This window comes from Arthrobacter glacialis, from assembly GCF_002909445.1.
GTDB lineage: Bacteria > Actinomycetota > Actinomycetes > Actinomycetales > Micrococcaceae > Specibacter > Specibacter glacialis.
Map to the genome: position 1 here is coordinate 66800 of NZ_PPXC01000017.1, position 25216 is coordinate 92015.

22 protein-coding genes are annotated in these 25216 nt (G+C 60.6%); 6 read left to right on the plus strand and 16 right to left on the minus strand.

Features of this window, described 5'->3' with window-relative positions; translation table 11 throughout:
* Nucleotides 1-85: 85 nt before the first annotated feature.
* From CVS27_RS17505 to CVS27_RS17520, 4 genes are all read right to left on the minus strand, one after another.
* Nucleotides 86-985, minus strand: a complete 900-nt coding sequence (locus tag CVS27_RS17505) for a carbohydrate ABC transporter permease (protein WP_103467162.1) — start codon at nucleotides 983-985, stop codon at nucleotides 86-88.
* 92 nt (nucleotides 986-1077) lie between these two features.
* Nucleotides 1078-2493, minus strand: a complete 1416-nt coding sequence (gene ngcE, locus CVS27_RS17510; protein ID WP_103467141.1) for an N-acetylglucosamine/diacetylchitobiose ABC transporter substrate-binding protein — start codon at nucleotides 2491-2493, stop codon at nucleotides 1078-1080.
* Nucleotides 2494-2624: 131 nt separating this feature from the next.
* Complete coding sequence (locus tag CVS27_RS17515; protein ID WP_243399964.1) at nucleotides 2625-3398, minus strand: sugar isomerase domain-containing protein; 774 nt, start codon at nucleotides 3396-3398, stop codon at nucleotides 2625-2627.
* Nucleotides 3382-4353, minus strand: coding sequence for a MurR/RpiR family transcriptional regulator (locus CVS27_RS17520; protein ID WP_103467142.1), 972 nt, complete (start codon nucleotides 4351-4353; stop codon nucleotides 3382-3384). Before CVS27_RS17520 ends, CVS27_RS17515 begins: the two co-directional genes overlap by 17 nt.
* Nucleotides 4354-4445: 92 nt before the next feature.
* Here CVS27_RS17520 and CVS27_RS17525 point away from each other — a divergent pair, with 92 nt between their 5' ends.
* Nucleotides 4446-5423 (plus strand): N-acetylglucosamine kinase, encoded by a 978-nt coding sequence (locus CVS27_RS17525; protein WP_165788344.1) that lies wholly within the window; start codon nucleotides 4446-4448, stop codon nucleotides 5421-5423.
* Here CVS27_RS17525 and CVS27_RS17530 read toward each other — a convergent pair.
* From CVS27_RS17530 to CVS27_RS17545, 4 genes are all read right to left on the minus strand, one after another.
* Nucleotides 5420-5800: a hypothetical protein gene (locus CVS27_RS17530; RefSeq protein ID WP_103467144.1), complete on the minus strand. Its 381-nt coding sequence runs from the start codon at nucleotides 5798-5800 to the stop codon at nucleotides 5420-5422. The two genes, CVS27_RS17525 and CVS27_RS17530, sit on opposite strands and share 4 nt — an antisense overlap.
* Before the next feature lie 74 nt (nucleotides 5801-5874).
* Nucleotides 5875-6483 (minus strand): hypothetical protein, encoded by a 609-nt coding sequence (locus tag CVS27_RS17535; protein WP_103467145.1) that lies wholly within the window; start codon nucleotides 6481-6483, stop codon nucleotides 5875-5877.
* Between the two features lie 9 nt (nucleotides 6484-6492).
* Nucleotides 6493-7866, minus strand: coding sequence for an MATE family efflux transporter (locus tag CVS27_RS17540; RefSeq protein WP_103467146.1), 1374 nt, complete (start codon nucleotides 7864-7866; stop codon nucleotides 6493-6495).
* A complete protein-coding gene (locus CVS27_RS17545; RefSeq protein WP_103467147.1) occupies nucleotides 7859-8800 on the minus strand; it encodes a LysR family transcriptional regulator in 942 nt (313 codons plus the stop codon). Before CVS27_RS17545 ends, CVS27_RS17540 begins: the two co-directional genes overlap by 8 nt.
* Before the next feature lie 72 nt (nucleotides 8801-8872).
* On the opposite strand from CVS27_RS17545, the gene CVS27_RS17550 reads away from it, so the two are divergent.
* Nucleotides 8873-9826, plus strand: a complete 954-nt coding sequence (locus tag CVS27_RS17550; protein WP_207767562.1) for a DMT family transporter — start codon at nucleotides 8873-8875, stop codon at nucleotides 9824-9826.
* Here CVS27_RS17550 and dnaB read toward each other — a convergent pair.
* Both dnaB and CVS27_RS17560 read right to left on the minus strand, forming a co-directional pair.
* The gene (gene dnaB / locus CVS27_RS17555) at nucleotides 9823-11202 is read right to left on the minus strand and encodes a replicative DNA helicase (RefSeq protein WP_103467149.1); all 1380 of its coding nucleotides are present in this window, start codon (nucleotides 11200-11202) and stop codon (nucleotides 9823-9825) included. The two genes, CVS27_RS17550 and dnaB, sit on opposite strands and share 4 nt — an antisense overlap.
* Before the next feature lie 442 nt (nucleotides 11203-11644).
* Nucleotides 11645-16072 (minus strand): glycosyl hydrolase family 95 catalytic domain-containing protein, encoded by a 4428-nt coding sequence (locus CVS27_RS17560; protein WP_133162979.1) that lies wholly within the window; start codon nucleotides 16070-16072, stop codon nucleotides 11645-11647.
* 230 nt (nucleotides 16073-16302) lie between these two features.
* Between CVS27_RS17560 and CVS27_RS17565 the strand changes: the two genes are divergently transcribed.
* On the plus strand, nucleotides 16303-16779 hold the full coding sequence (locus tag CVS27_RS17565; RefSeq protein WP_103467151.1) for a DUF1801 domain-containing protein: 477 nt from the start codon (nucleotides 16303-16305) through the stop codon (nucleotides 16777-16779).
* A gap of 67 nt (nucleotides 16780-16846) precedes the next feature.
* On the opposite strand, the gene rplI is transcribed toward CVS27_RS17565, so the two are convergent.
* The 4 genes from rplI to rpsF form a co-directional block, all read right to left on the minus strand.
* A complete protein-coding gene (gene rplI, locus CVS27_RS17570) occupies nucleotides 16847-17296 on the minus strand; it encodes a 50S ribosomal protein L9 (protein WP_103467152.1) in 450 nt (149 codons plus the stop codon).
* 15 nt (nucleotides 17297-17311) lie between these two features.
* Nucleotides 17312-17551 (minus strand): 30S ribosomal protein S18, encoded by a 240-nt coding sequence (gene rpsR, locus CVS27_RS17575; RefSeq protein WP_003800144.1) that lies wholly within the window; start codon nucleotides 17549-17551, stop codon nucleotides 17312-17314.
* Between the two features lie 89 nt (nucleotides 17552-17640).
* The gene (locus CVS27_RS17580) at nucleotides 17641-18252 is read right to left on the minus strand and encodes a single-stranded DNA-binding protein (protein ID WP_103467153.1); all 612 of its coding nucleotides are present in this window, start codon (nucleotides 18250-18252) and stop codon (nucleotides 17641-17643) included.
* A gap of 61 nt (nucleotides 18253-18313) precedes the next feature.
* Nucleotides 18314-18619, minus strand: a complete 306-nt coding sequence (gene rpsF / locus CVS27_RS17585; protein ID WP_103467154.1) for a 30S ribosomal protein S6 — start codon at nucleotides 18617-18619, stop codon at nucleotides 18314-18316.
* A 327-nt stretch (nucleotides 18620-18946) separates the two neighbouring features.
* On the opposite strand from rpsF, the gene CVS27_RS17590 reads away from it, so the two are divergent.
* The 3 genes from CVS27_RS17590 to CVS27_RS17600 are packed head-to-tail and all read left to right on the plus strand — an operon-like array spanning nucleotide 18947 to nucleotide 24389.
* Nucleotides 18947-20404, plus strand: a complete 1458-nt coding sequence (locus CVS27_RS17590) for a DUF3375 domain-containing protein (protein WP_103467155.1) — start codon at nucleotides 18947-18949, stop codon at nucleotides 20402-20404.
* Nucleotides 20401-21090 (plus strand): DUF4194 domain-containing protein, encoded by a 690-nt coding sequence (locus CVS27_RS17595; RefSeq protein ID WP_103467156.1) that lies wholly within the window; start codon nucleotides 20401-20403, stop codon nucleotides 21088-21090. The genes CVS27_RS17590 and CVS27_RS17595 overlap by 4 nt, the downstream gene beginning before the upstream one ends.
* Entirely contained in the window at nucleotides 21090-24389 is a 3300-nt protein-coding gene (locus tag CVS27_RS17600; protein ID WP_103467157.1) for an ATP-binding protein, read from the plus strand. The genes CVS27_RS17595 and CVS27_RS17600 overlap by 1 nt, the downstream gene beginning before the upstream one ends.
* Before the next feature lie 24 nt (nucleotides 24390-24413).
* Here the strand turns inward: CVS27_RS17600 and CVS27_RS17605 are convergent, their stop codons facing one another.
* The gene (locus CVS27_RS17605; protein WP_243400260.1) at nucleotides 24414-24815 is read right to left on the minus strand and encodes an EamA family transporter; all 402 of its coding nucleotides are present in this window, start codon (nucleotides 24813-24815) and stop codon (nucleotides 24414-24416) included.
* Nucleotides 24815-24976: a hypothetical protein gene (locus tag CVS27_RS21370; protein WP_243400261.1), complete on the minus strand. Its 162-nt coding sequence runs from the start codon at nucleotides 24974-24976 to the stop codon at nucleotides 24815-24817. Before CVS27_RS21370 ends, CVS27_RS17605 begins: the two co-directional genes overlap by 1 nt.
* Nucleotides 24977-25216 lie beyond the last annotated feature (240 nt).

Genomic DNA, 25216 nt, shown 5'->3' on the forward strand with positions numbered 1-25216 from the left:
ACCACCTTGTCGCCTTTAGTCTCCTGAGACTTGCGCTCAACATGTCCGTGGGCTGCCGGCTTGTTCTTAGCAATATTCAAAGCCATTATTCTGACACATCCTTGTTGCCGCCGGTCCAACGGTTCACCAGGAACACCAGTGCCGAGAAGATCAATGTAATTACTGCCAGGACCACACCCATGGCACAGGCAAGGCCGAACTGACCCTTGGAGAATGCCGTGGTGAACAGCTTCTGCGACATGACCAAGGTGGAGTTCTCGGGCCCACCCGTGGAGTTCAAGATGGACATGTACACAAATGCGTCCAAAGCCAGGATGCCCATGTAGACGTAGGCTGTCTGGATGTTGTCACGGATCAGCGGGATGGTGATGTTGATGGCCGTGCGGAAGCGGCCGGCGCCATCGATGCGGGCAGCTTCAAAGGTTTCAGCGGGGATGCCCTTGATGGCTGCGATGAACAAGATCATGTAGAAGCCAACAAAGCCCCACACAATAACAACCATCGAGGCGATCATGGCCGTGCGGGAATCACCCAGCCAGGGGAAGTCCTTGAAACCGTCCAGCCCAATGCCCGTCAGGATGCCGTTGAGCAATCCGTTGTCCGGGTTGAAGATTTGCGCCCAGATGATGCCGATGACGACGGCGGGGATCACGTAGGGGAAGAAGGAGACAATGCGGTAGAAACCGGCACCCTTCAGGCCCTTGATCTGCCCGCGGCTGCTGCCACCAATGGTGACCAACGTTGCCAGCACCAGGGCCAGAATGACCGTAATGACAGGCAGGAAGATCGCCAGGACAATACTGTTTCGCACAGACAACATGAAGATGTCGTCATTGAAAAGCTTGACATAGTTGCCAAGGCCCACGAACGGCATGTTGTTGTCGAAGCCGCTCCAGCTGGTCATCGAGTAGTACACCGCCTGGACAAAAGGCGAGATCACGAAGACCAGATAGATCACCAACGGCAGTCCCAAAAAGACTGCCATGAAGCTGACCTTATCGAATGTCAATTTTTTCCGGCGCCGCCGGGCGGTGGCGACAACGCCACCGCCCGACTGCACTTCGTTTGTTACTTGAGTCACTTCACTTCAATCTTCTTGACCGAATCGTCCTTGGCAACCTTGTCGGTGATGGACTGCAGAGCCTTGGTCAGACCGGCAACGTCGAGCTTGCCGTCCAGGAAGGAGTTCCACGGGACCAGCATGTCGGCGTTCATGCCGTACAGGTCGATGAAGTTCCAGGTGAAGATGTCCTTGCCAGCAGCATCCAGCAACGTGGTCTGGGAGACCAGCGCGGTGGAACCGAAGCCGTCGGCGGGAACGGTGCCCTTGACAACTGTCGGAGCCAGCTTGGTCTTGGCGAAGTTGGTTGCAGCTTCCTTGGAGAGCATGGTGCGCAGCAATTCCTTGCCTGCAGCAGCATTGGCGCCCTTGGAGGGAACAATGAAGGGCTCGCCAGCTGCGGAGTGCAGACCCGTCTGAGCGATCTTCGGGCTGGCAGAAACAACAGGAACGGCAGCACCTGTCATCTTGAAGTCAGCCTTGGTCTGGTCCTTCATTTCGTTCTCAATCCAAGAACCTGAAGGGTAGAGCAGCGCATCCTGATTGTTGCTCCACTGTGCTTGAGCGGCGGTGAAGACGGTGCCGGCGCCGCCGGGCTTGATGTATCCAGCCGCAACGATCTTCTCGAGTGCGGTGAAGACACTCTGGATCGCCGGGTTGGACCAGGCATCGGACTTCAGGTTTTCAAGAGCCAAGCGGACTTCGTCGCCGCCTTCCTTGATGGCTGAGGCGATGGCCATTTCCTGGTAGTACGTGGCAGCTTCCTTGCCAAATACAAACAGGTACTTGCCCTTTTCCTTAGCCTGGGCGCCGAGAGCCATCGCTTCTTCCCAGGTAGTGGGAACCTTCCAGCTATTGGCGTCGAACAGTGACTTGGAGTACCACATTGCGTAAACGGTGAGCACGTAGTTGATGGCAGCAACCTTGCCGTCAAATGTACCCGGAGCCAAAACGCCGTCGTACAGCGTGTCAGCAATCTTGGTGCCCTCGAGGTTGTTGGACTCGGTAACGCTCTTGAGGTCTTCGAGCTGATCCAAGATGGTGCTGAAGCCAATGGACTTGGCACCGGAGTTATCAATCAGGTCCGGCGGAGTGCCACCGACAAAGCGGGGCTGCAGTTCCTGAGCAATATCGGTGGAGGGGCTGATCTTGACTTCCATGTTCGGGAAGTTCTTCTTGACGATCGCACCAGCGAACTCGACGTAGTCGATGCCGTAGCCACCCTTGAAGATTACAGCGTCAAGAACGCCGGAATCAGCAACCGCGAACGGGTTCTTGGCGTCGGCACCTGCGGCGGGAGCGCCGGAAGTAGCTGCAGGCGTGGAGCCGCCTGCACAGGAGGCCAAGGCTCCACCCAAGGGCAAGAGCACGGCGGTGGCCAGGGCACCGCGGAGGAATCCACGACGCTGCAGCGGCTTGTTCTGAATACTCATTCTATGTACTGCCTTCCATTGATGGTACGAACGCTTAATCGGTACTGCCTTGTACTTTTTAGTACTGGTACTGCATTTCATTCGGCTGACTTCACGCGCTGTAGCGATCTTCAACTACGTAGCTGTTGGAATCACGCCTCACGCCTGAGCCGGCCAGCATACTGGCCCACCAGTGCGGTATTGTGTTCGTCCCCGCCCGGGATATTTGCCGAAATATAGATGGGCGGTTTCTTCCCCGCACGGACCAGGCATTGCACCGTCTCGATGGTCAGCAGCTGCGCAATATATGCAGCCGTGATCGATGAGACGGCACCAACACCTCCTCCGCCGGAAACCTCTAGGGTCGTGTCGCCATACGGCGCCCTGTTATCGATAACAATATCTGCAATCTCACTGAGACGCACACCACTTGGGTGCTTTGTGTCGACGGCATTTGTGTGTTCCAGACTGGTGACGGCTATCACCTTGTGACCGCGGGCCTTGGCAGCCAAGGCCAAACCCACAATGGAGCCGTTCACGCCTGAATTGGAGGCGATGATGAATATGTCGCGGGGATCAACCAGTGAGAGGTTGAACAACTCCTCCGCTACGCCCGTGTCACGCTCCAAAACCGAACCCTCGAGCGAGTCCAAGGCGGCAACGTCGCGGTCGCCATGGAGCACCAGGTCACGCAGTGCAATCTTGCTCGTGGGGATCAAGCCCCCGGCGCGGCCGGCAATTTCCATGGCGAACGCCTCGGAGTGGCCGGTGCCAAATGCTTGAATGACCCCGTCATTGGCCAACGAGTCAGCCATGGCCTGCGCAGCTTCGCTGACACCGCCCGCAAGGGCCCAGGCAGTAATGGCTTCAAGCCTCGAGGAAACTTCCAAACTAAAACTTGTGATGGACTCAGTAATGATCCTCACCCCTTCCGGTGTTGCGCTGACTCCTGTGCGTACCCAGTTCAAGTCGCGCAGCCCTGGTGGGGCGGCGGTGCGGGGATACTGCCATGGCGGAGGCTGCCAGCTTTGAGGTGGTTTGGGCAAAATTCACCTGGGCCACCAGTAAATAGATCAAATCAATAACCAGCAGTTGCACGTGCTTGGCGGAAAGGTCATCCGGCTGCAGGAACTGCTCATGCACCGAGGTGATGATGGAAGCATCGGCACTCTCCGCCAGGGGGGACCCGGGGTTGTTGCTCAGCGCCACAGTCAGGGCACCCGCCTCACCGGCTTCACGCAACATTTGCAGGGTCTCTTCGGTGCGGCCAGTGTTTGAAATACCAATGGCAACCGAGTTCGTGTCCTGAATGGCGGCGCTGGTCAGGCCTGCATGCACCTCCGACCAATGATGGGCATTAATGCCAATCCGGTACAGGCGCGACTGCAGCTCCTTGGCCATGACGGCACTGCCGCCAATGCCATAGATGTCCACATGGTTGCTCATGGCGATGCGGCGGGCGATCTTGTTCATCAAGGCCAAATCCATGACGGCGGCAGTCTCCTCCAGCGAACGCGTATGGGCGTTTACCAGGGTGCTGAGCACATCACGCGGAGAGTCGTCGGGGCCAAAGGCCCGGCCAATATCGGCTTTCCACGATTCCCGCGCGTCACTGCGGCCCAAGTCGGAGGCAATGCTGACCCGGAAGGGAACATAGCCGGCATATCCAAGCAAGCGGCAGAACCGAGTCACAGTGGCCGGGGACGTTTTTGTTTGTTCCGCAAGTTCCATGATGGACAGTTCCAGAGGCGCCTGCGGGTGCTCCAAAAGATACGTGCCGATTTTTGCCATGGCGGCCGGCATGTCAGGTAGTTTTGCCTGAATGCGGTTCACGACGCCGGCAGCTGTTACTGCTGCGGGAGTTGGCGTGAAGGCTGACATGTGAAAATCCGTTTCTTTTAGGTGACTACATAATGAAAACTATTATCACCGCAGATGTAAGTCAAGTCACACCTAGACACAGAATGGTAACGATGCAAAACTTCCTCGCAATTGACGCCGGTGGCACCTCAACAAGGGCCGTTTTTCTCGATGCCTCCGGGCAGTGTCTGGGATACGGCACGGCAGGGGGAGGAAACCCGGTTTCGCGCGGATTTGAGCCCGCACTTGACGCCCTTGTGGGTGCCTCCAAAAAGGCACTTGGAGGGGGTGTCCAGCTCCTTGCCGGGACCTTGGTGGCCATGGCCGGCGCATCCCTTGAACTGCCAACACATTTGTTCCGGGAACGGTTTATTACGCTGGGACTGACCGGAAATGTGGTGATTGAATCTGATCTATTGGCGGCCTTTTACTCTGGAAGCTATCAGGACAATGGCAGTGCTTTGATAGCTGGCACGGGAGCCGTGGGAGCCAGAATCTCGGCTAGCCGGCTTGCCGCGGTGGCCGACGGCACTGGCTGGCTTTTGGGGGATGAGGGCTCCGGTTTTTGGCTGGGACGCCAAGTGGCCCGGGCCGTGGCCGCCGCCCTTGATGGGCGAGGTGCACCCACAGCCCTGACGGAACTGGTCTTGGCAGACTTGGGCATCACCCTTGATCCCAGCCAGCGCACCCAGGGCCGGCTGCGGGCCCAGCAACAGCTGATCCGCAAGGTCTACGAGAGCAGCGCAATCGAACTCTCCAGATTTGCCCCGCTGGTGTTTGCCGTTGCGCAGGATCCCGTGGCCACGGACATCATCGAGCGGGCGGCCGACGCATTGGCCCGGACCCTTTTGGCCGTTGCCCCGGGCGCAGGCGAGCCACTGGTTTTTGGCGGCAGCGTGCTGACCAAGGGTGGCACCGTGGCCGCGGCCGTGGCGGCGCGATTGCTGGAGTCAACACCACCAATTTTGGTCCACGACGGGGTGGCGGGGGCAGCCGTCTTGGTGCTCAAGCGCCATGGCGTTGTGGTTGATGCGGCAGTGTTTGCACGCATTCAGGAGAGCCTTGCCGCACTGCGCGACGAGAGGATCTAGCGTGAGGCGGTGTCGCCGTCGTCCGTGGCATCGGTGGGCTCTGCGGCGGTGCCCCGTGCCTCTTCGGCCCGGGCTGCCGTGTCAGCCCGCGCCTGCTTGAGCCTGTCGGAGGACTTGCGGTTCACACCCAAGCCTTCGCTGAGGTAGTCGTCATTTTCCTTGTGGCCCATGACTAGCAGGGAAGCTATCAGCAGTGTGGCGATGAAGGCGATGCCGAAGGCAATGCCGCCCAGATCCCAGCGGAGGCCGTGCTTGGTGCCGCCGGCCGAAACCACCAGGGTGACGATTCCTGCTACAGCACCCATCGCGAAGGAGAAGCTGAGGGGGAACTTGATGGAGTTGCCCGAGTTTGGGTTCGCCGGCTCTGAACTGCCCACAATTGATCCTTTAGCTTGGTTGGTGTTGCGCGCACCACGCGTTTCTACGCAAAGTAGAACATTTGACTTCTAGTTTACTGGCCTTTTGCCGTGTAGCCGTCATGGCGCAAGGTGAGGGCCGACAACACCCACAGGGCACCCGTCATCAGGGCGCCACCACCGGCAACGCCCATCAGCGCGTGAGGCCCCGCTGCGGCAAAGAAGGGAAGCAGAATTCCGGTGCCGAGGCCCAAAACTCCGGAGATAAGCCAGTCGTTGCCCAGTGCAGACTTAGCGTGTGCCGTTCCGGCTGGCCGGTAAAGTGCCGAAAAAAGCTCGGCTCCACCCATGACGGCGAGCGCGGCCCCGCCAAGCACCGCCGCCACCAGTGTGCTCGCCGAGATGGCCACCACCACGCCACTGACTGCCAGAAGACCCGCGGCACCAAGGAGCACCAGCCGCCGGGCGTCATTGCGGGTCAAGGAAAGCGTGCGCACGCTCAAGTACTGCGCGGCAGCTGCGGCCAGAAGATAAGCGCCAAGGGCCAGGCACAGGCCCAAGGTGCCCGGTGCACCCCAAAATACTGTTGTGAGGCCAAAGGCCAAGGTGACCAGGGCGCGCAGAAGTACGGCTCGCCAGAGGAGTGGCGTATTGGCCACGCTCATGTTGGCAGCGGCAGATTGGGGAAGGGCAGTTTCACTCACCCACTAATTCTAGCCGCGGCGAGCGGGCACTCCGACCTGCATCCACCGCCCGGTTCGAGCACGCAAGCCAAGGGTCAGGCCCCGGGCCCCCATGTAGCCCAGACTAAAGGCCATCCACACCCAGAACAGCCCCGGAACTGTGTCACCGCGGCCCAGTTGGGCCACCCAATACAGCAGAGGCAGGTAAACAACCAGATTCGCCATGCCCGCCAGTGCCAGGTAGCGGGCATCGCCGGCCCCAATGAGAACGCCGTCAAGCACGAACACATAACCCGCCAGTGGCTGCCCCACGGCCATGACCAGCAGGGCTGTGGCCAGGGCCGCATGGACGCTGGTGTCTGTGGTGAAGATCCATCCCACAGATCCAGAGACCGCCCACAGTGCAAAGCCTGTGATCGCCCCGAAGCCCACACCCCAGCGGGTCATGGTCCTCGTCAAGACACGCACCTGCACAATGTTGCCGGCGCCAAGTTCCTTGCCAATGAGCGCCTGGGCGGCGATGGCAAGCGCATCCAGGGCAAAAGCGAGAAAAGTGAAAATGGTCATGGCCAGTTGATGCGCGGCCAAGTTGTTGGGCCCTTGCGCTGTCACCACCACCACGGTGACCAGGATGGCCACCCGCAGTGACACGGTGCGCAGCATCAGCCAACTGCCCACCCTGGAAACGGTTCTCACCCCAGCCCAGTCGGGGCGCAGCCTGACGCTGTAGTGGCGTGCTGCCCGCACCACGATGACCAGGTACACCGCAGCCATTCCCCATTGTGCAATGACAGTGCCGGCGGCAGCACCACCCACTGAGAAGTTGAATCCGTACACCAAAACAAAGTTCATGACGATGTTCACGGCGAAACCGGCTGTGGCCACCAGCAAGGGTGTTTTAGTGTCTTGGAGTCCCCGCAAAACACCCATCGCCGCCATGACCAGTAGCATGGCCGGGATCCCAGCCATGCTAATCATGAGGTATTGCTGCGCGTAGGCAAGCACCTCGCCGCGTGCTCCCATGGCGCCCAGCAGCCCGTTGCCGGCGAATATGCCCACAGCGGCAAGCACCACACCCAAAATTGCCGCCAGCCATAGGCCGTCACGGCCAACGGCCACGGCTTGCGCATGTTGTCCAGCCCCTAGAAGGCGCGCAACGGCGGGGGTGGTGGAATATGCCAGGAACACCATGAGTCCCACGGCTGTCTGCAGAACCGTGGCCGCCAATCCCACGCCCGCCAATTGTTCGACACCCAGGTGCCCCACAATGGCTGAATCGGCCAAAAGGAATAGGGGCTCGGCAATGAGCGCGCCAAAGGCTGGTATTGCCAGTCCCCGAATCGCCCTGGCTGTGGAGCGGCGGGTTGCTCCGGACGTCTCCGGCGGCGTCGCTGATTTAGACATGATTCAACAGTATCGGCCCCGGTGGCGGGTTGATTTCAAGCAGTTCTTCCATAAGCTTCTGCAGGGCAGCGATGGTCTGCACAACACCTGCGCGCTCCATGGCCTCGGGCCGAGTCAATATATCTATCCGCCGTCCCAGCCGTGGTTCTCGCAGCGGAATCAAGACAAGTTGGGTGAAGAGATTTCGGTTGATGGTGTACCGGGGCATCAGGCTCACGCAATCACCGCGCTCCACCAAGGACGCCGCCACGAAAAACTCATTGATGCGGTGGGCTACAACAACCTCCTCCCCCGCCAAGGTCCCTATCATTTCGATCGCCCCTTCCAAGGGGAACCCCCGATGCACTGAAACCCACCGTTCCCCGCGCAGGTCATGCGGGCGCGCCTCCTTGAGCGCGGCCAGCCTGTGCCCGGCACTGACGGCTATGTCCAATGGCTCATACGCCAAGGGAGTCACGTGGACCCACTCGGGCCACGGCTCACTATTGGGCAGCCTGTGGGCAATCACCACGTCATGGTCAGCCGTCAGGGCTGCAAAATCCTGCTGGGCCACGTCCGCATCGGCAAGGTGCAGTTGTGGCCCGCTGCTGGCCAGTAAGGCTTGCTCCAGGGGGCCGAAGAAAGCCAACGCTGCGCTATGAAAGGCTGCCACGTTGAGCGTTTCCGCAGTATCGTCCTTAAAGACACCCACAGCGGCATCGGCCCGGGCCAAGGCGATTTCCACCTCAACTGCTGCCCTGCACAGGGCAAGACCAGCCGGGGTGAGGGCCGTGCGCCTGCCCGCCTTGTAGGTAAGTGCCGTGCCCGCAGAGCGTTGCAGCGCGCTGAGCTGCTGTGATACGGACGACGCCGTGACGTGCAGTGCCAGCGCAGCGGCGGCAATGCTTCCCCTCGCCTGAACCTCACGCAGAGCCCGCAATTGTCCCAATTCCATAAGTTCAAACTAATGCATTGGGTGTCAAATCTGCTCTTGTTGTTATGTTTCCCGGCTTCGATCATTGAATGTGTGAAAAGAATCTGGATCCGCCTGCGCGTAGACCTGTCATTGCTGGCCGTTGCCGTCGTGTGGGGCAGCAGCTATTTGGTGACAAAGGATCTCAGCAGCGCAGCAAGTGTCCCTTCGCTGTTGGGCTGGCGTTTTGTGGTGGCCGCGGCGGCCCTGGGAATCCTGTGGATGTGGCGTGTGCGGCGTATTCCTGGCCGCGCTGAGGCGTGGACGGGTGTGCTGCTGGGGCTGACCCAGGCGGGCGTGCTTTTTCTGGAAACATTTGGCGTGGCCCAGACGCAGGCCAGCACTGCCGGGCTGATCATCTCACTGACAGTGATTTTCACGCCGTTGCTGGATGCCGCGGCAGCGCGGCGGTGGCTGCCACCGCAGTACTTTGTGGCTGCCGTGGTCTCCACAGTGGGGGTTGCCCTGTTGACAACAGGCGCCGGCTTTCGCAGCCCCCAACCGGGCGATCTGCTCATGCTGGCCGCCGCCTTGGCCCGCGCAATCCATGTGAGCCTGCTGGGGACCCTGACACGCGACAAGCTCTACAGTTCCATCACTGTGACCCTCATCCAGTCAGTGGTGTGCGCTCTGCTCGGCATTGCGCTGGATCCGGCAGGAATGGTCACTTCAGCCATGAGCTTCTCCCCCGCAGCATGGCTGAGCGTCTTGTACTTGGGGCTGGCGTGCAGCGTTTTTGCGTTCCTTGTCCAGCTCTGGGCTGTGCGGCGCACCTCAGCCTCCCGCGCGAGTCTATTGATGGGCACCGAACCGCTCTGGGCGGTTCTGCTGGGAGTGGTGGTGGCCGGTGAGTCGCTCGGCTGGCCGGGCGCTGGCGGATGCCTGCTAATAATTGGGGGCTGCCATGCCGGGCAAAGGATCGAGGCTACGTTCCGGGCTGCGGCAATTGTTGTGGAGCCGGACCCGGCCGGGCCTCCACAACAATTGCACAAGGACCTTATTGGCTAGTAGCCGCCGCCATTGTCGCTGGCCATGTTGGCGAAGCGGGAGTAGTGACCCTGGAAGCCCACCACAATGGTCTTGGTGGGGCCGTTACGGTGCTTGGCTACGATCACATCGGCTTCACCGGCGCGGGCAGATTCCTTGTCGTAAATATCCTCACGGTGCAGCAGTATGACCATGTCGGCATCCTGCTCAATCGAGCCTGATTCACGAAGATCCGAAACCATGGGCTTCTTGTCCGTTCGCTGCTCGGAACCACGGTTCAGCTGTGACAGCGCGACGACGGGAACCTGCAGTTCCTTGGCCAGGAGCTTCAAGGCACGGGAGAACTCGGAGACTTCCTGCTGGCGCGATTCCACGCGCTTGCCCGAGGACATGAGCTGCAGGTAGTCCAAGATGACCAATTTCAGGTCATGCTGTTGTTTCAGCCGGCGACACTTGGCGCGGATCTCCATGAGGGACATATTGGGTGAATCGTCAATGAAAAGCGGTGCCTCATTCATCTTGCCCATGGTGGTGGCAATCTTGGACCATTGATCGTCTTTGACGGTTCCCTTGCGCAAGTCCTGCAGGCTGATGGTGGCCTCTGCGGAGAGCAGGCGCATGGCAATTTCATTGCGGCCCATTTCCAGGGAGAACACCACGGTGGCCATATTGTGGTCAATGGCCGCCGAACGCGCCCAGTCAAGGGCGAACGTGGACTTACCGACGGCCGGCCTGGCTGCAATAACGATCATCTGACCGGGGTGGAGCCCGTTGGTCAGCTCATCAAATTCGTAAAAACCTGTGGGCACACCCGTCATGCCTTCGCCCTTGTGCCCGGACGCCTCAATTTCATCCACAGTGGATTCCATGACGTCCTTGAGCAGCACGTAGTCCTCAGTGCTGCGGCGTTCGGCCACGGCAAAGATCTCCGCCTGGGCGGCGTTGACCACGTCCTCCACTTCGCCGTCCTGGGCATAGCCCATCTGGACGATCTTGGTGCCAGCTGTGACCAAGCGGCGCAGCACGGCCCTCTCAGCTACGATTTCGGCGTAAAAGCCTGCGTTGGCGGCCGTGGGCACAGACTGGATGAGCTGATGCAGGTAGGCGGCGCCACCGACCTTGGTGATTTCAGTGCGCTTGGTCAGCTCATCGGAGACAGTGACGGCGTCGGCGGGTTCGCCGCGGCCGTAGAGATCCAAGATGGCCTCATAGATGCTCTCGTGGGCCGGGCGGTAAAAGTCGTTGCCCCGCAATACTTCAACGACGTCGGCAATGGCGTCCTTGGAGAGCATCATGCCGCCCAAAACACTTTGTTCGGCCACGAGATCCTGCGGCGGTGTCCTGGCGAAATCCGGTTCGCGCGAGGAAGTCTCTGCTTCTCGACTTGAAGCTGACATAAGTTGGTGCCCACTTTCTGCCCTGCTGGCCGGGCCTTTCCACCGCGCATTGGCGATGCATTCTTTGCTACTACTCCTCCTTACCAGCTGATACCGACAAAGTTGTCGTTGCAGAGGGGTCATTGGCAACGTTAGACGCAAGAACTCCAACTACCAACCCCGTTGTCCACTGCCCCTGTGGATAACCGGTGCATTAAGTGCCTCTGCTTGTGCACAGGATGGGGACAAGCATGTGGACAAGTCTGGTGAAGACCCAAAAAGAGGCTCCTGACCTGCATAAACACTCCCCACCGCCTGTGGATGAATAGTTTTTTGGCACAATTTTCATGGCCCCACCGACGCTTGGTACAAACGTTAATCACAAATGGCGCGGGGGATATCCACAGACATATGTCAGTCTGTGGATATCCCCCGCCGCACTGGGCCCGCTCGCACACTTCCTTTATGCGCGCTTGGGCATGTGCTTCCTTCTGGACCTCACAACGAGGGCCACACCGGCAGCAACAATCAGCAACCCGAACGCCATCACCAGGGCCAGACCGCTTGCGCCAGTGTTGGACAGTTCGTCGTGTCCGGGTACGGTCACTGCGGTTTCCATGGCGGTGATAAGCACGGGCACCACCACCGCGTGACTGGAACTCTGCCCCGTCAAGGTCACTGTGTGCTCGCCCAGGGCGAAGCCAACAGGGACCCTCCAGCTGACCTTGACATTGCCCTTGGCATCAGCCGTGAAGGTGCCCATCTCCACGGGTGTGGATCGGATGACTGCAGTGACCAGCTCGTTCGGCGTGAAACCGCTTCCCGTGACAAGCAGTGAGTCACCTTGGGCGGCCGTCACTGTTGCACCCGCTGTGGTCGACGACGTCGGCACGGCAGTTCCCGTGACAGTCGCCGTTGCGCTGGGTGTTGCTGACGGAGACACACTCGGCGTTGAGCTCGGCGTCGCAGACGGTGTTCCGCTTGGTGCCGCTGACGGTGACGCACTGGGCGTTGCCGACGGTGTGGCGCTCGGTGACACTGACGGAGTCACCGACTGCGTCGAGCTCGGTGTCGCTGAGGGTGTCGCCGATGCGCTCGGCGTTGCCGTTGCCGTGGGGTCGGCAATACGCTCACTGGCCACGAACTCGCCACAAGCAACCCACTTTTGTTCGAAGGACGTTACGCCCGTCATGCGGACAAACCGTGCCGGTGAACCATTCAAGGCGACATTCTGAACGGCTGTGGTGTTGGCCCAGGTGGCAGCTACGGGAGCGGCCCATGTAATTCCATCAAGGCTGGTCTCAAGGGTGACATCCTTGATACGGCCATTGGCAGAAGCCCGTCCCTGACACCCGGCGGAAACCAGGTTGCGCGTCTTGCCCAGGTCGATGATGACCCAGTGCGGGGGCGGTGTTGAGTTGGCACTCCACGCCGTGCTCCAGCCCGGCTCCTGGTTGCAGTCAACCACGTTGCTCGCGGGGCGCTGTTCGGAGGCTGTTTCCTGGCTGCTGAATCCGATGACAGTCATGTCCGAGCACAGCACGGGGGCAATGGTTCCGCCGGCAGTGGCCGTCGCTGTGGGTGTGGCTGTCGCGGACGGTGACGGCGAAGGCGAAGCCGTTGGGGTGGGCGTGGTGCCTCCGTCAACAGACTTCTTGGCGTTGAACTCGCCACAGGTGACCCATTTGTTGGCATTGGTGCCGTCGCCGAGGGTTTCAATGCCCGTGAACTTCACGTAGCGGGCCTCAACCCCATTGAGCTGAATCCACTTGGCGTCGGTGTTGTTGGCCCAGGTGGCCACTGTGGGTGCACTCCAGGTGACACCGTCAAGGCTGGTTGCCATGCTGGCCTTGGTGATGCGGCCGTTCAAAGCCGGGCGCGGGGTGCAACCGGCAGCCGTGAGCTTCACGGTGGAGCCCAAATCAATGACAGCCCAGTGCGGCGGCGGCGTGGAATTTATACTCCATGCCGTGTGCCACATGGTGGTGGTGTCACAGTCGGTCATGTTGATGCCGCGACCGTTCTCGCCAGCGGTTTCCTCACTGCTGACGGTTGTCACAGTCATGGCGGTGCAGGGCACAACTGTGGGGTCAGTAACAACAATGGCATGATCGGTGGTCAGGGTGCTGCCGCCGCTTGTCAGCGTGGCCGCCACTTTGGCCGCGCCCAGAGGAGCAAGCGAGGGCTTGATCTTGAACTTCGCCTGGGCGCTGGTGCCCTGCGCAACTGCTGGGGTGGACGCCGTCGCCGGTTCCACGCTCCATCCTGCCGGGGCGGAGATGGCCAGCGAACCGGCCGCCAAGGCTGCGCCCGGTGCGTTGAGGTTGACGGTGAGGTCGAACGCCGTGCCGCCGGCAATAGTGGCCGGGGCGTCAATGGTGACATTGGCGGTGGAGGAGATCACGTACTTGACGCCCGCAACGCCGTCGAACGTCACAATGCCATCGGCACCCTTGACGGCCGCAATGGTGGCGCCAGTGGTTTCATTCTTGACAGTGAACTTGCCGTCAAACATGGCCGAACGGACAGCGAGCGGGCCTGACTTGCCCGGCTGCAGGACGGCACCCGTAGGTGCCCCATTGGCCCAGGACATGCCAACTTCAACGTTGCCGCGAGCCTTGAGGCCAGAGACCGCTCCCGTGGCCCAGTTGGCCGGCAGTGCGGGCAGCAGGTCAATGGCGTTGGACTGGGACTGCAGCAGCATTTCCGCAACACCGGAGGTGGCGCCAAAGTTGCCGTCAATCTGGAACGGCGGGTGCGCATCCCAGAGGTTGTCGTAGACGTTGTTCTTCAGCAGGGCTGAGAGCATCTTCTGTGAGCCGTCGCCGTCCAGCAGGCGGGCCAGGAAGTTGATCTTCCAGGCCTTGGACCATCCGGTGGCACCGTCGCCGCGGGCATCGAGTGACTTGCGGGCAGCAGCTGCAAGCACCGGATCGTTGCGGACGTCAATGGCGTCGCCCGGGTAGAGGGCAAAGAGGTTGGAGGCGTGGCGGTGCTGGTTGGTGGGCGTGTCGATCGAGGTGTTCTCGATCTTCCACTCCTTGATCTGGCCCCAGGAGCCAACAGCCAGGCCCGGATCCAACTTGTTCAAGGCGCTTGTCAGTGACGCCTGGAAGGCTGCATCAGTGTTCAAAACCTTGGCAGCTTCCAGCGTGTCCTTGAGCAGGTTCACAACAATCTGCTGGGACATGGCGGCACCGGCAGTGAACGGGCCCTGCTCCGGCGAGTAGCTAGGAGTAACCACCAGGCGGTTGTTGTCACGCGGGTCCGGCTGCAGGTTGTGAATCCAGAACTCGGCAGCACCCTTCATCATGGGGTAGGCCTTGGTCTGCAGGTAGGCAACATCGCCGGTGAAGGCGTAGTGCTCGTAAACAGGCTGCATCATCCAGGCTGCCGCTTCAGGCATCCAGAAGGACTCGGCCCAGTCGTGAACACCCGTGAAGCCAAAAATGTTGGTGTTCTGGTTGACAATCCAGCCGGGGGAATCCGCGCCAAAGATGGACTTGGAGGTTACCTTGCCGGGCTCAACGAGCGCTTCCATGAAGTCGTTGAGCGGCTCGGCCGTTTCCGAAAGGTTTGTCACCTCGGAGAGCCAGTAGTTCATCTGCAGGTTGATGTTGGTGTGGTAGTCAGCCTGCCACGGCGGGGTGTTCCTGTCATTCCACAGGCCCTGCAAGTTCGCCGGCAGTGAGCCCGGGCGGGAGCTTGCAATCATCATGTAGCGGCCGTAGTTGAAGAACAGAGCCTCCAGGGCCTTGTCCCCTTCGGAGCCATTGCCCTTGTACTGTGAGCGCAGGGTATTGGTGGGAATGTCGGCAGGCAGGTGGCCGCCAATGTTCAGGCTCATGTTGTCATAGAGGCCCTTGTAGTCGGCAATGTGCGCCGCCTTCACAGCGTCATGGCCCTTGGCAACGGCACCGTCGACGGCGACCGTTACGGCCGCGTGCGGGTCAACCCCCCGGTAGCTGGGGTAGTTGTCCTTGTAGTCGGTTCCCATGCTCATGTACATGGTGGAGCTCGTGGCGCCTGTGACCTTGAGGTTGTTGCCCTCGACCGTGACGGTGCCACCATCGGTCACTACGTGGGCCGCCATCTCGTACTTCAAGCCGTTGTCGGCAACAACACCCTTGACAGTGATGCGGTTGCCGGCAGCCGTCTGCACGGCACCGTTGGGCGAGGTGAAGCGTGTGGTGAAGTTGATTTCCCCGGCTCGGTCGGCGGCGAAGCGGGACACCAAAACGTTGTCCGGGTAGGAGGAGAAGAAGGAGCGCTGCACCTTGGTGCCATTGCTCTTCGTGTAGCTGACACCGGCCACGGCGTTGCCCAGGTTCAGGTCGCGGCGGTAGTTGGTGGTCCCGGCAGCATCAGGGACGTCGAAGTAGAACTGGCCAAAGTTCAGGTAGGAACCAAAGCCCGGGATGACCCCGCCCGGCAGGCTGTAGGAGGGGATGCCGAGCTTGCTGGCCACGGCGCCGGGAGACATGGAGCCGTTGGCTGTAATCTCGTCCCGCACCTCCTTGAGCTTTCCATTCTTGGAACCGTCCGAGGGCCAGTTGCCGCCCGTCCAGCCTTCCTTGGACCCGGGACCGCCGGACCACAGGGAGTCCACGTTCAGGCTCAACCGCTCACTGGCCAGGCCACCGAAGACGTTGGCGCCTTGGTGTCCGCCACCGATGGGCAGCGACTGGGTTTCCCAGTTGGTGGCCGGGGAGGTGTACCAAAGCATCTGGTCGGTCTCGGGAATCTGGGATCCTGCAACGATGCCGGCAGAGGTTATGGGGGCAACGGGAGTTTCAGCTGCGTTGGCACCAGCTATGGTGGTGAATCCCAGGCCAACTACCACGGCCAAGGCGCACACGGCGGCTATTGGCTTGGTAAAAGTTTTTCGCATGTTTGGCAGAACCATAATCCCTCAACAAAGAAGCAGGCTGCCCCACGGACTCACGAACCCCGGACGCGCAGCATGATATGGATAACAAAGTGACAGGCCCCACAGTAATACATCTGATGTATCGCCGTCCATAGATGAAGCAATAGGGACATGAGCGGGGCAGTTCACCATGGCACGGTGCGGAGAAAAGCGGCCAACGCTAAACTACGAGGAACAAAAGGAGCGCGATTATGGGTGCTGAGCCACTGTCACCAAAGACTGACAACAGGACCAACAAGACTCATCCCACAGCAGTGGATCCGATGGGGTTCATCGCCACCGTGGACACCACGGAAGCGCGGCGCCAGGATGCCGTTGTTTTGCTGGAACTGATGGCAGAGATCACCGGACAGCCGCCACGCATGTGGGGGCCAAGCATCATTGGATTTGGCGAATACCACTACAAGTACGCCTCGGGGCGTGAGGGCGACGCGGCCGCCGCAGGGTTCTCACCCCGGAAGGCGAACCTGGTGATCTACGGGCTCCAAGACCCGCCAGAGGCCGGACCTTTGCTGGAAAAGCTGGGCAAGTTCAAATCCAGCGTGGCGTGCGTCTATATCAACAAGCTCGCCGATATTGACCTGGGCGTGCTCCGTGAACTCATTGATCTGAGCTACCGGTACATCACCACAACGGACATGCAGTCGCTGCAGTCCCAAAGGGATTAGTTAAAGCAAGAAGCCCGGCTCCCGAAAACGGGGGCCGGGCTTCTTGTTTGAAGCTATAAACGGGCTATTAGCCTGCTACAACGTTCAAGGTGATGACAGCTGAAACGTCGTCGTGGAGACGAAGAGTTGCAGTGTGCTTGCCGGTGCTCTTGATGTGAGCAGGCAGTTCAACCTTGCGCTTGTCAATGGCTCCCAGACCTGCAGCGGCAACAGCCTTTGCAACGTCGTCAGCCTTGACGGTACCGAACAAGCGGCCTGAGGCGCCTGCCTTTACCTTCAAAACAACAACGTTGGCCTGCAGAGCCGAGGCCTGCTCCTGAGCAGCTTCGATGGAAGCGTGCACGTGGGCCAAGCGAGCAGCCTTGATGATTTCCACCTGCTTCTCGCCACCCTTGGACCAGGTGAGGGCGAAGCCGCGGGGAAGAAGGAAGTTACGTGCGTAACCGTTCTTTACCTCAACGATGTCGCCAGCGGCACCGAGGCCGCTTACTTCGTGGGTCAAAATGAGCTTTGCCATGTTTATTTATCTCCCTTAACCGCGGCCAGCGCCGGAGTAGGGCAGCAATGCAACTTCGCGGGCGTTCTTGATTGCCTGGGCGATTTTGCGCTGCTCCTGAACGGTAACACCCGTGACACGACGTGCACGGATCTTTCCACGGTCAGAGATGAATTTGCGCAGCAATGCTACGTCCTTGTAGTCGATGACAGTGATGTCAGCGGCCTTCAAGGGGTTGGACTTTGGTTTGGGCTTACGGAGTTCAGCCTTAGCCATCGTGGAGCTCCTTAGTATTCGTGGAGCCCGTGGATATTAATCCGCGGGATGGAGTGCGTACGGCGGTTGCCGCACAAATATTTTTAGTGCTAGAAGGGAGGCTCGGAGTTATCCGGGCCAGCGCCCCAGCCGCCGGAGGAGCCGCCACCGGGCGTGGCCCAGGGATCGGCTGCCGGTGCGGGCTGCTGCTGCGCGCCGCCGCCACCCCAGGGAGCGTTGCCGCCACCGGGATTGGCGCCGAAGCCACCTTGGCCTCCGCCAGCGTTGCCGCCGCCGAAGTTGCCGCCTTGGCCACCGTTGCCGCCACCGAAGTTGTTCCCACCCTGACCGCCGGAGCGTTGGGTGCGGTTAACCTTGGCATTGGCGTAACGCAGCGAGGGGCCGATCTCGTCGACCTCAAGCTCCATGACGGTGCGCTTTTCGCCTTCTTTGGTGTCGTAGGTCCGCGACTTCAGCCGGCCTGAAACAATCACGCGGGTACCCTTTGTCAGGGACTCGGCAACGTTTTCGGCCGCTTCACGCCAGATCGACGCGCGGAGGAACAGCGTTTCGCCGTCTTTCCACTCGTTGGACTGGCGGTCAAAGGTCCGCGGAGTCGACGCAATGGTGAAGTTCGCTACTGCTGAACCGCTCGGGGTAAACCGAAGTTCGGGGTCACCGGTGAGATTACCAATGACCGTGATAGTGGTTTCGCCTGCCATCTGCTCCTGCTTCCTGCTTGTGTTTTCCTACGGAGAAAGAACTAAAGAAAGTGAACCGAAATTACTCGGCTACTACTTTCTGCTCTTCCGGACGGGTGATCTTGGTGCGCAGGATGGTCTCGTTGAGGCCAAGAACGCGGTCAAGTTCCTGAGCGGTAGCAGGCTCAGCGGTGAAGTTCACCACTGCGTAGATACCTTCAGACTTCTTCTGGATGTCGTAAGCCAGGCGACGACGGCCCCAGATGTCAACCTTTTCGATGGTTCCACCATCGTTGGTGATGACATTCAGGAACTTCTGAAGCGACGGCTCAACGGTACGCTCATCAACATCGGGGTCGATGATTACCATCAGTTCGTAAGGACGCATATGTGAACCCACCTCCTTTGGGCTAGGCGGTTACGGCATTTCCGTAACAGGAGGTTCATTTGCGGTGTCCGGCGGCCCCCAAGCACACAGATTGAGTGGCCTTGGCGCCAGCACAGACTTATCTAGCTTACCGTAATTACGACGCCGGACACTCGCCCGCGCGCGTAACTCTCACCACATGCCCCGGACCAGCATCAAAAAAGACGGCGTTGGCGGTTAAAGCCGGTGGTCTACTGGCGGCCGAAACCGCGAACGCCGTCTTTTTCGGCGCTGCCATGCCTTAAAATGGAACTTACCCCACCCCACCCCTGCCTGAAAGTCCACGCCATGCGCTCCACTGATAACGCCGTCGCACAGTGGCACGCGCAAAATCAACTGCGTCAGAGCCCCGCGTGGAAGCTGCTGCAGGGCGCGCCGTGGGCTGCAGCGTTTCTGCGGGCCGAGTTCACAGCCACCAAGCAGCGCGTTCCATTGGAAGAGTTCCACGCCGACTTGGCGGACTTCATGAAGGAACTGCGCGAAGAAAACCTCAGCCTCAATGAGTCCTGGCAGGCGTCCCACTACGCCGATTCCTGGGTGCGCAGCCAGTTTCTGGCCCGCCCCATGGCTGACGGCAAATTCTTTTACGAACCCACAGCAAGCACTGCCCGCGTCCTGGCCTTCATGGACACGTTGACGGGTCAGCGGACCAACCTCAACAGCTCCCGGCTGAGCACCTTGCTGACAAGCATTGAAACGCTGTCCTTTCAAAGCGACCCCAACCCGGAATCCCGGATTGCCGCGCTCGAGGCCGAGATCGCCGAGCGCCAAAACGAAATTGAGGCGCTGCGCAACGGCGAGAGCCCCGCGGTGCTGTCTGCCGACTCCGCGGTGGCCGCCACCCGCAGTGTGCTCGATTTGGCCGCCAGCCTGCCAGCTGATTTCAAGCGCATGCGCGACGGCGTGGACCTCATGTTGCACACCATCCGCCAGGAAATCATGGAATCCTCCGTGACGAAGGGTGTAGCCGTGGGCCAGGTGCTGGCCGGCGACAAGGCGTTGCGCGGCACTGCCGAAGGAGAGACCTTTGAAGGCTTCACCGAATTCCTCAACGACCCCATCCAGCAGGCCCGCTTCCGGCAGTCGATCAACGAGGTCCTGGAGCGCGACTTCACGGACCAGCTGAGTTCCGAGGAACGGGCAAACCTGGCCTCGCTGCTGCGTGAAATGCGTCGCGAGGCGGCGGACGTGCACGCCATTTATGGGCGCCTTTCCGAGAGTTTGCACGCCTACGTGCAGTCGGCCGAATTTAGGGAATCCGTGTTGTTGCGCCGGTCCATTCACGCAGCCGAGCAGGCTGTGGCCAAAGCGACACTCGGTTCGCGCACGGCTGTGGTCGAGCCACTGCTGTACTCCCCCACATTTGAAACGCTGGCCGGGCTGGGCATCTTCAACCCGGCGGACCATGTGCCCCCGCCCAAGCTTGCAGCTCCCCCTGAGCTAAGCGATGCCGACATCCACCGCACCCCCGTCACGCCTGCGCCGGACATGCCAACGCTGCACGCCGCCGTCGAACGTACCAAGGTAACCCGCAACGGCAGGGCAACCCTGGCGGACGTTTATGCCAGCCTGCCACCGGAACTCCACCACATCAACACCATCCGGGGACTGATTCTGGCTGCCCGCGCCTCGACAAACACCATGGATTCCACGGGCACACAAACTTTGACTTTCACCCAGATCGACGGCACCGCACGGACTGCCCGCATCCCGTTGTTCACCTTCACGAAGGACTCCGCGTCATGAGCACCAGTTCCCATCCCACGCCCGCCGGGACCAGCGCGGCCAATACGGAGCGGATGTTGTTTCCCGGCGACACGGGCGCCTTCCCGCTGGAACTGCGCCAGGCGTTGGTCCGACTGCTCCGCGGGCCCTACATTGACGGCACGGCTGAACCGGCCCTGTGGACCACCATCCTGCGCCACACCGTGTCCCTGCAGCAGTACCTGAGTGAAATTTTCCTGCTGCTAAGCGTTGATGCGGACCGCAAAATTGCGTTGCTGACACCTGTCCCGATGGACGCCGCGCACACCCAGCCCATCGTCGCGCGCAAGCCGCTGCGCCGCGAGGAGACACTTTTGGCGCTGCGTTTGAGGGTGCTGCTGGACCGTCATGCGGGCAGCGGCACGGATGTGACAGTCTCGCGCAGCATGGCCCGGGAAATTTTGGCCGAACACCGCCAACCGGGCGCGGTCGATGACAAACGCCTCGATGAACAAACCGACGCAGCCTTGGCCAGGCTGATGGGCCTAAAACTGATTTTGCCCACCGAGTTGGCGGGCGAATATCGGGTGAGCAACGCCTTGGCACTCGCACTGCCGTTTGATTCGATCGAGCAAATTCCGGCCTATCTGGCGGCTCTGGACAAAAGCGCCGCCAGCGATTCCTTCGATCTCGATTCCCCCGACGAAGCAACGCAGGAGATCCTCTAATGAGCATTGCCACCACGCTGCCCATTGGTGAAGACATCAACCCCGGCCAGTTCCGGCTCAGCCAAATTCAGATCATTAACTGGGGCACCTTCCACGGCCGCCATTCCATGTACGTGGACCGAGCCGGGACCTTGTTGACAGGTCATCCCGGCGTGGGGAAGTCCACCTTGTTTGACGGCATCCAGCACATTTTCTATGCAGCTCCCCGCCTGAATGAATCAGCGCATGAGGCGTCCAACCGGAAGGACCGGCGCACCACCTTCAGCTATATGCGCGGCCGCAAGATCAAGACGGCCAGCGGCATTGAATACCAACGCCCCAGCGCCACCTGGTCCGCCGCCGCCCTGGTGTTTGAGGACGGTCTGGGCCGGGCTGTCACCATTGCGGCACTGTTTGACCTGCCAGCCAATGGCCTGGAAGGCCAGGTGGGCAAGCACTATGTCATCCACGACGCCGAATTGGATACCCAGGCGCTCGAAGGTCATGGCAGCCGGCGCTTTTCGCCCTCGTCCCTGCACGCTGCTCTCCCCGGAGCCGAGGCCTTTGACGTGCACAAGACATTTGCCGAGCGGTTCCGCCGTAAATTGGGCATCCACAATGACAAGGCGTTCAGCCTGCTGCGCACCCTGCAAAACGGCAAGGGCCTGGACAAGGGTGTCAACCGCTTCTTCCGCTACGAGGTGCTGGACAAGCCGGCAACCCTCGCTGCAGCGGCGGCAGCGGTGGAGGATTTTAGTCATCTGAGCGGGATTTACCGCCAGCTCGAGGATGCCCGCGGGCAGCGTGACGCCCTGGCCCCTGTGCCGGAACTGCACAAAAGGCTGGCGGAATTCAACCACAACCATTCCCGCACAGTTGAGCTAAAAAACGTGCAGCTCCCCTTGTTGCGTCAGCAATTCCAAGCCGAACTGCTGACCGCCAAGGCGGTCGCCCTCAGCGAAGCTCAGGAGGAAAAGCAGCAACAAATCGAGGCAGCCACACTGACCAAGGACGCCCTGGCTGAATCCGCGTCCACCTTGGCGCAACAGCATGCCAACCACGGCGGCCGGGCCATCGAGGGCCTGGAAAAAGACATCCGCACCGGGAAGCGGGAACTTGCCGAACGGTTGCGTTTGGAAGCAAGTGTTCGCGAGGACTTGGACGCTGCCGGGCTCGTACATGAATGGAGTGCGGCCGGCCTGGACGCAGCGCGCGCGTTGGCGGGCGCCGGCGTCGAACACCAACAAGGTGAGACCGAGTCGGCACGGAACCGCGAGTACCAAGCCGTCGCAGCGAGTGTAAACCTCAAGGACCAAGCGAAGGCGCTGCGGGCCGAGATTGAGTCTTACGAGCGCAGGGGCAGCAATATTGACCCGCGCAGTGCGGCCGCCCGACGGGCTATTGGCGCAGTCACAGGCATCGACATCGCGGACATGCCCTTCGCCGGTGAGCTGGTGGACATGGGTGGCGGCCACAGCGTGTGGCGGCCTGCGGCGGAGAAGGTCCTGCGTTCCCTGGCCACCACCTTGCTCATCAAGGGTGGGGACATTGAAGCTGTCACCGCCGCCATCAACACCTTGGACGGGCACGGCAAGCTTCGCTGGATAGACATCAGCCTCCCCACCCGGACAGGCGCAGTTGCCGGCACCGACGAGTTGGTGACCAAGCTGGACTTCCACGCGTCCGACGCCGGCGACTGGGTCCGGGCGAAAATTACCTCCGACTTTGCGTTCGTCTGCGTTGAGAACGACGCGGAGTTGCACCAGCACACCAGGGCCATTTCACAAGCCGGCACAGTGAAACTGAACTCGGCGGTATTCGAGCGCGACACCCGCTCCATCAATCCCGGGGACTACCTGCTCGGTTTCAACAATGTTGCCAAGATTGCCCAGCTGGAAGAGCAGGCTCTGGCCCTCGCCGCCGACCATGAGGCCTCTGCTTCCGCTGCCACCCAAAGCAGCCTGGCCAAGGAACAGTCTGCTCAGCGGCTGGCTTCCCTGAAGCGCATTTCCGGTGACCAGCGGACCTTTGCGCAGCTGGATTCCGCAGCACTGGCCGCAGCGTTGGAAGTTCTGCACGCCACCTTGGAGCAAACCATTGCCGGCAGTGCCACCTTGGCCCAGTTGCGCGAATCGCTGGCTTCCGCCAATGCAGAATTGGAGGCGGCCGTGGGCAAGGTGGCCGTGCTACACCACGATCTAGCCGCCATTGGCAAGGACCTTGCCAACGTTCAGGCTGCCCTGCGGAACGCCAGTGAACTACAGCAGGCCGCCCCGGACTGGGCAACAGCTGCGTTTGCGCCGTACTTGAGCGACGGCGAACCCGCGTCCTTGGATGAGCTGGAGGTGCTTCTGTCCCGCGTTGCTGTGGACCTGGGTGAGCGAGCCGCAGCCTTGAAAGAACGCCAGTTCCGCACAGAAGGCGCCCTCAGCGAGATTTTTAAGTCCTTTGCGCGCCAATTCGGCCCCACCATGAGTGCCAGCTACGGTACCGGGGCCGATGCCAGCATTCACTATGGAGAGCTGTATGAGCGCATTATTTCCGACGGCCTCCCGCAGCGTCAGGATGAGTTCCGGGAGTACTTCAACAACCGCTCCTACGAACGTTTCTCCGATCTTTTGCAACTCTTGGAAGAGGAGCGGCGCACCATTGAGGAACGTATATTGCCGCTGAATCAAATCTTGGCGGATGTGCCTTTCGAGAAGGGCAGCCGGCTGCGGCTGGAAGTCAAGACCACCATCCCCGATGAGGCCAGGGCTTTCCGCAACGATCTCAAGGAGGCCTTGGGGAATGCGTACACCAAGGCGAGCGAAGAAAAGATGGCAGCCAGCTACCAGCAGCTGGAACGATTGGTCAATGCACTTGCCGATCCAGGCATGGCCCACTGGGCAGATACCGTCCTTGATGTGCGCCAGCATGTGACCATCAGCTGCAACGAGCACCGTCCCAACGGGGAAGTTGAGATGGGCTTGGAACCGGGCACACTCTCAGGTGGTGAGGGGCAGCGCTTCACTTCCTTCATCATGGGCGCGGCCTTGGCCTACCAGCTGGGCATAGATGTGCAGGGCTACAGCACCTATGGCACTGTCATGATCGATGAGGCCTTCATCCAGGCGAACTCAGAATACGCTGGCGCGGGTATCAACGCGCTGCAGGAATTTGGCTTCCAGCTTCTGCTGGCTGCCCCGGAGGACAAGGTGGACCTGTCCAAGCATTTGGGCTCGGTCACCGACATCATCAAGCACCCACAGGCGAACGTTTCAGGTTTCGTCTCCACCGGTCAGTCCCCCGCCACGGCCACCGACATTATCCTGCGCTAGGCTGCTGCTGGCGCGCCAGAACCACTAGCCCAACTGCAGCGCGGCATTCCCGGCAACGGCCGCCGTCGTCAATCCAAGCCGGGTCTTGGAGAACCTCTCACCAATGAACAGGACTCCAATGACCCCGGCGAGCAGCACCGAGGACTCTCGCAGGGCCGAGACCAGCGCAAGCGGAGCCACACTCTGGGCCACAACCACCATGCCGTAGGCCAGCATGGACAGCACCCCGCCCAGCGACCCGATCTTCCAATGCTTGCCAACCGCCCGGACGTGGACCCGGCGCCCGGGGGCCATCAGCAAGCACACCGAGGGCAGAATCAGGCCATGAAGCAGGAACAGCCACGAGATGTAACTCAGCGGGTTCCCGGATTGGCGCACACCCAGCCCATCCACCAGGGTGAATGCGGCAATGCTAATACCTGTCATCACGGCAAAGAGGGCACCCTTTTGCTGCCGCCGTCCCCAATCAGCGTCAACGCCAGCAAGGTCACGGCAATTACCGCCACCAGAAACACCGCCAACCCGCGGGCCAAGGGATAGATCTGGCTAAAGGCGCCGTACTTGTAGGAGGTGGTGAGCAAAAGCAAGTACGTTGTTTGCAAACATGCCGAGGCAAGGATGAACGGCCACGCGGCGTGGTCTGCGGCACTGCGTTAGTCACGTTAAACATCTGACCCGCAGTAGTGGTCGAAAAAACGTGTTTTTGGCGTGTTTTTCGACTGCTACTGCGGGTCAGTTGTTGTTTTAATGAAGGGAGGCCCCTCACCGTGGTGTGGGGCCTCTACCTTTTTTACGTGTTGTCCGGCGGTGTCCTACTCTCCCACATC

Bases quoted from the DNA above. Each gene is read 5' to 3' on its own strand.
- CVS27_RS17580 (WP_103467153.1), bottom strand. From the start codon at position 18,252: ATGGCAGGCGAAACCACTATCACGGTCATTGGTAATCTCACCGGTGAC.
- CVS27_RS17595 (WP_103467156.1), top strand. From the start codon at position 20,401: ATGAGCACCAGTTCCCATCCCACGCCCGCCGGGACCAGCGCGGCCAAT.
- ngcE (WP_103467141.1), bottom strand. From the start codon at position 2,493: ATGAGTATTCAGAACAAGCCGCTGCAGCGTCGTGGATTCCTCCGCGGT.
- CVS27_RS17545 (WP_103467147.1), bottom strand. From the start codon at position 8,800: ATGGAATTGGGACAATTGCGGGCTCTGCGTGAGGTTCAGGCGAGGGGA.
- rpsF (WP_103467154.1), bottom strand. From the start codon at position 18,619: ATGCGTCCTTACGAACTGATGGTAATCATCGACCCCGATGTTGATGAG.
- rpsR (WP_003800144.1), bottom strand. From the start codon at position 17,551: ATGGCTAAGGCTGAACTCCGTAAGCCCAAACCAAAGTCCAACCCCTTG.
- CVS27_RS17560 (WP_133162979.1), bottom strand. From the start codon at position 16,072: ATGCGAAAAACTTTTACCAAGCCAATAGCCGCCGTGTGCGCCTTGGCC.
- CVS27_RS17565 (WP_103467151.1), top strand. From the start codon at position 16,303: ATGGGTGCTGAGCCACTGTCACCAAAGACTGACAACAGGACCAACAAG.
- CVS27_RS17505 (WP_103467162.1), bottom strand. From the start codon at position 985: ATGGCAGTCTTTTTGGGACTGCCGTTGGTGATCTATCTGGTCTTCGTG.
- CVS27_RS17540 (WP_103467146.1), bottom strand. From the start codon at position 7,866: ATGTCTAAATCAGCGACGCCGCCGGAGACGTCCGGAGCAACCCGCCGC.
- dnaB (WP_103467149.1), bottom strand. From the start codon at position 11,202: ATGTCAGCTTCAAGTCGAGAAGCAGAGACTTCCTCGCGCGAACCGGAT.
- CVS27_RS17590 (WP_103467155.1), top strand. From the start codon at position 18,947: ATGCGCTCCACTGATAACGCCGTCGCACAGTGGCACGCGCAAAATCAA.
- CVS27_RS17525 (WP_165788344.1), top strand. From the start codon at position 4,446: ATGCAAAACTTCCTCGCAATTGACGCCGGTGGCACCTCAACAAGGGCC.
- CVS27_RS17605 (WP_243400260.1), bottom strand. From the start codon at position 24,815: ATGACAGGTATTAGCATTGCCGCATTCACCCTGGTGGATGGGCTGGGT.
- rplI (WP_103467152.1), bottom strand. From the start codon at position 17,296: ATGGCAAAGCTCATTTTGACCCACGAAGTAAGCGGCCTCGGTGCCGCT.
- CVS27_RS17600 (WP_103467157.1), top strand. From the start codon at position 21,090: ATGAGCATTGCCACCACGCTGCCCATTGGTGAAGACATCAACCCCGGC.
- CVS27_RS17520 (WP_103467142.1), bottom strand. From the start codon at position 4,353: ATGTCAGCCTTCACGCCAACTCCCGCAGCAGTAACAGCTGCCGGCGTC.